At 39.7% G+C, this 3,946-nt stretch carries 5 protein-coding genes; all 5 read right to left on the reverse strand.

Annotation, left to right across the window (positions count from 1 at the left end):
* On the reverse strand, positions 1–1,111 hold a 1,111-nt coding region (locus ACIQZ6_RS12230; RefSeq protein WP_395811501.1), incomplete at its 3' end, for a capsule assembly Wzi family protein.
* On the reverse strand, positions 1,098–1,799 hold the full coding sequence (locus ACIQZ6_RS12235; RefSeq protein WP_395811503.1) for a hypothetical protein: 702 nt from the start codon (positions 1,797–1,799) through the stop codon (positions 1,098–1,100). The genes ACIQZ6_RS12230 and ACIQZ6_RS12235, both read right to left, overlap by 14 nt.
* A 167-nt stretch (positions 1,800–1,966) precedes the next feature.
* Positions 1,967–2,374, reverse strand: coding sequence for a hypothetical protein (locus ACIQZ6_RS12240; protein ID WP_395811504.1), 408 nt, complete (start codon positions 2,372–2,374; stop codon positions 1,967–1,969).
* A gap of 60 nt (positions 2,375–2,434) precedes the next feature.
* Positions 2,435–3,535: a capsule assembly Wzi family protein gene (locus ACIQZ6_RS12245; RefSeq protein ID WP_395811506.1), complete on the reverse strand. Its 1,101-nt coding sequence runs from the start codon at positions 3,533–3,535 to the stop codon at positions 2,435–2,437.
* 71 nt (positions 3,536–3,606) lie between these two features.
* Positions 3,607–3,946 (reverse strand): polysaccharide biosynthesis protein (locus tag ACIQZ6_RS12250; RefSeq protein WP_395811508.1); only part of this gene is annotated, 340 nt, incomplete at its 5' end.

The following is a 3,946-nucleotide window of genomic DNA, read 5'->3' on the forward strand; positions in this document are numbered from 1 at the left end:
CTGCGTTTGCTTCTTTTAATACCCAACGAAAAAATAGGGTAGAATAACGATCGCGTTTTTCTGCGGCCGATTTATTCTCAAAAGGTTTTAGCAACGAAATAAAATCTGCCGGACTTGTACCTGCATCTTGATGATACATTTGAGAAACCCTGCTGGCACCAATAAAAAGCCCGGGCACCCATTTTGGATTATAGGTCATCACAAAGCCCGAAAGATAACGCCAGTCATTGCGCTTGGGTATGTAAAGTGTTCGGCCTTCATATGCCCTATTTACCTCACGAGGTAAAATACCTGAATTCTCTAAACGACCGGCAATAAGTTGTGCCTCAAAAGAACCAACTTTAGTTTGAACCGGCCGAGAGGTATTCACCGTAATATGTTTAAATCCAGGCGCATTATTACTCATCAATAATGAACTGCGGTTACCCGGGCCCCACCATAAATTTTCATTCGATAAACCAATAGAAACTGGATCGAAGGTTAACCGAACACTACTTTGGCCCCAGAATAACTTAGAATAAACATCCTCGCCAAAGCGCTCTGTAATTTCAGACACATTGTAATAACTATCAAAGTATTTTGCCCAAACTACATCGTATTGTTCGGCTGGGAAGCCCTCAAATACCAGGTTTTCGGCATGCACATACTCAGGCTTCAACTGAATGCTTAACGGCCCGTATTTTGCAAAAACACCAAAGCTCATTTGACTTTGATTGCCACGTGAAGGAATCATTGCGCCATCATTCCAATTATAGGGAAGTTCGGAGTTAACCTGGTACTGAATGTTAAGAGGGAGTAGTTCAATACTACCCTGATCAGCAGCCCATTGGAATTTATTTTTAAATTTAAAAAAGGGTCTTTTTAAGGCAAGTGAATCTTTCCATTCCATTGCTCCTGCTGCATACTCATTTCCTGTAAATAATGGGCGAATAGTAAACGAGATCAGTGAATCAGTTTTCCCTAATAACTGCTCTCTTCGATAGGTATCCTCTAGCACCGGAAGCCCTACGGGCAAAGTTTGACTAAAAACCTCAGCAAAACTGGAGAAGAACAGCGTAACTAGTAGAATAATCCAAACTTTATACACGGGCATCATCCTATTTAAATTCAATGGTCTTTATTTTAATATTATCTATTGACCAGCTTTCATTACAATTTTTATTATCCATGTCGGGGTCTTCTAATTGGGCAAAGCAACCCACCTCAAGGGCACTGGTAGTATGTTCAATAGTTCTGGTAATCCGGTACATGGAGGTTCCACCATTTATTTTTTGAAGCTTGCAGGCTCCCGGCAAATCAGTCTTAATGGCATTACTATTGGGCTTATTATTGAAAAATTTAAAGCCGGTAGCAGGGTTGTATTCAGGCTGAAGAACCGGATAGGATTGAGTATAGTTGGTAAATTGCCCATTGGCAAAGGTTGCGTAAATGGCACTCCAACCATCAACATTCATGATCCAGATATCTGGCCCCTCTGGCTTTGCACTGTTTCCATCCCAAGTATCGTGAATATACAAATCAAAGGTAATCTGTAACATGTTATGGATGGGCAAACTATCCAATTGCAATATAAATCCATCCTGTGAATACCTGCCTATTACTCTAGACCCATTGTATGCCCCAATCTTACCACGTATAATATTCGCCAAATTATCACTCTCAAAATTATTAAAATAAACAACAGTATCTTTCTGTAAGCCTTTGCAGGATGCTAGAATGAAAGCAAAGACTAGCAAAAGGCTGTAAATGCTTAGGTGTTTGTAATTTAATTTTAACATACTTTTTTCAATACGAATCATAAACCACCCCCTTTTATTCCCCCGCCAGCGGTGGACACTGGACGGCTAAAAAATAAGCACTACTTAAATTAAAATATACTAATCACAATTACCCTCTCCGCCCTGTCATCCCGACGCAGGAGGGACCTTCTAGCTCCAAAACCAAATTGCTATCGGGTTCGCATTCACTAAAACCTATACATCACCCCAACCTCCGCATTCACATGAAACGCATTTTTATTGGGTGAACCTTTTGGGCCCGACAACCATTGGTAATTCACTGAATTTATGGCCTGTAATTTTGCATTCACTAAAAAGTTTTTGTGATCCCAGGTAGAAACTGCAGCAGCGCTAAAGTCAATCCATTGACCATATCCAGATGCATTGGCAAGATCACCATTATGCTCATAGCGTTCCAGTTGTAATCCAATTTGCTTCAAAGATTTAACCCAACTAACTTGTAAGGTTTGAAAATTACCACCCGGACCAATACCGGCGCCTAATACCTCGCCACGGTTGGTATAGCCATAAAAAATCTCGCCATGAGTATACCATTCACCCGCATCCCTAAATATTCGGTCTAAGGGCTGCTCCATATGTGTCATTTCTATTCCTACCTGAATATATTCATCAGTTCGCCCTTTATAAGAAATAAGCTAATTCATCCCAAGCGTATACACCCTTGAATGCTCTGGCGTCATCAAAAAATCACGCGTATTCCAAGAATGATCATTTAAACCATATTCAAAGTAGACCTCGGCTTTTGAACCTGTAAATAACCAACGAGCAAAAAGCGAAGTAAGCTGATCTCTTCGCTTTTCAAATTCATTCGTTTTTATTTTCTGAAAGGCCTGGAAAAAAGGCATATAATCTGCAAAACTTCCATCTAAATCTTCGCTATAGGTTTGAAAACCTCTGGTCAAACCCAAAAATAAACCGGGTACCCACCTGGGCTGATAGCTCAATACAATTCCTGAAAGGTATCTCCAATCATCAGGCAAGGGGTTTGTAAATCCAGAACCTTCTAAACGTGCGGCAATAATCTGTGTTTCAATTGAACCAATGGGTGTTTTAATTGGACGCGTGGTGTTTAAGGTAAGATGTTTGAATCCTGTAGCGGTATTGCTCATTAATAAGGAATTCTTGATACCTGGGCCCCACCATAAATTTTCATTAGAGAGACCAATAGAGACCGGATCAAAACTTAAGCGGACACTGCTCTGCCCCCATAAAAGTTTTGAATAGGGATCTGTTCCAAATCGAACCGGGAGATCTGTAGGACCATAATGTGACCTGAATTCTTTAAACGCACCATTCGCTGCAAAAACATATTCTGGTTGAAGCTGCACACTTAAAGGACCAATTTTTGCATAGGCCCCTGCAGAAACAAGTGTTTGAAAGCCTTTGCTAGGAATCATGGCACCATCATAAAAACTATAGGAAGGATGACTGGTGTATCGTTGTTTCATAGAAACCGGGAGCATATGAATACCATTCCTGTTTTTAGAAGAACCAATACGATACTTTCCAGTTATGAAAAGATCATAAGATCTTAAAGAAAGATCCGAATCAATTGAAAAGGGAAGAAGTGGGCGAATAGTAAAGGAAACGGTAGAATCTAGCTGGCCTAGTAATTGATATCTGCGAAAATAATCTTCTACTCCGGTAGTGCCAACTGGAACACTTTGAGCTGAAGCTTCAGGAACACTGAAATTGAGAACTAAGGTTAAGAAAAGTAGGAATTGAAACCGCAGCATATTTATTAAACAATGTTTTGACTTCCTAAAGTAAAACTTCTAAAGTACACGAATAGTATAAAATAAATGAGCTATTGATTAGCAATGGGTTGAATAGTAGACTCTACAGGATTATCCAATTCTTCATAGACCGAATTATTGCTCTTAAATTCAGGCACGATATCCTTCATTTTTATAACCACTTGACGGTCTTTATATTGACAACTTAATTTAATCAAATCCGAAATACGGGCACTGATTGCTTGAAAATCATATTCTCTAACCTGAGCAACCATGATCTTTTCATGATGCGTTGGTATAGTATTCTCCAAATCATTCAAGAGCTCCTCATATAATTTCTCGCCGGGCCTTAAACCAGAAAATTCGATGGCAATATCCTGATGCGGAACCAATCCTGAAAGACGGATCATT

Source organism: Daejeonella sp. (assembly GCF_044348475.1).
Lineage (GTDB): Bacteria > Bacteroidota > Bacteroidia > Sphingobacteriales > Sphingobacteriaceae > Daejeonella.

Bases quoted from the DNA above. Each gene is read 5' to 3' on its own strand.
- ACIQZ6_RS12245 (WP_395811506.1), bottom strand. From the start codon at position 3,535: ATGCTGCGGTTTCAATTCCTACTTTTCTTAACCTTAGTTCTCAATTTC.
- ACIQZ6_RS12240 (WP_395811504.1), bottom strand. From the start codon at position 2,374: ATGGAGCAGCCCTTAGACCGAATATTTAGGGATGCGGGTGAATGGTAT.
- ACIQZ6_RS12235 (WP_395811503.1), bottom strand. From the start codon at position 1,799: ATGATTCGTATTGAAAAAAGTATGTTAAAATTAAATTACAAACACCTA.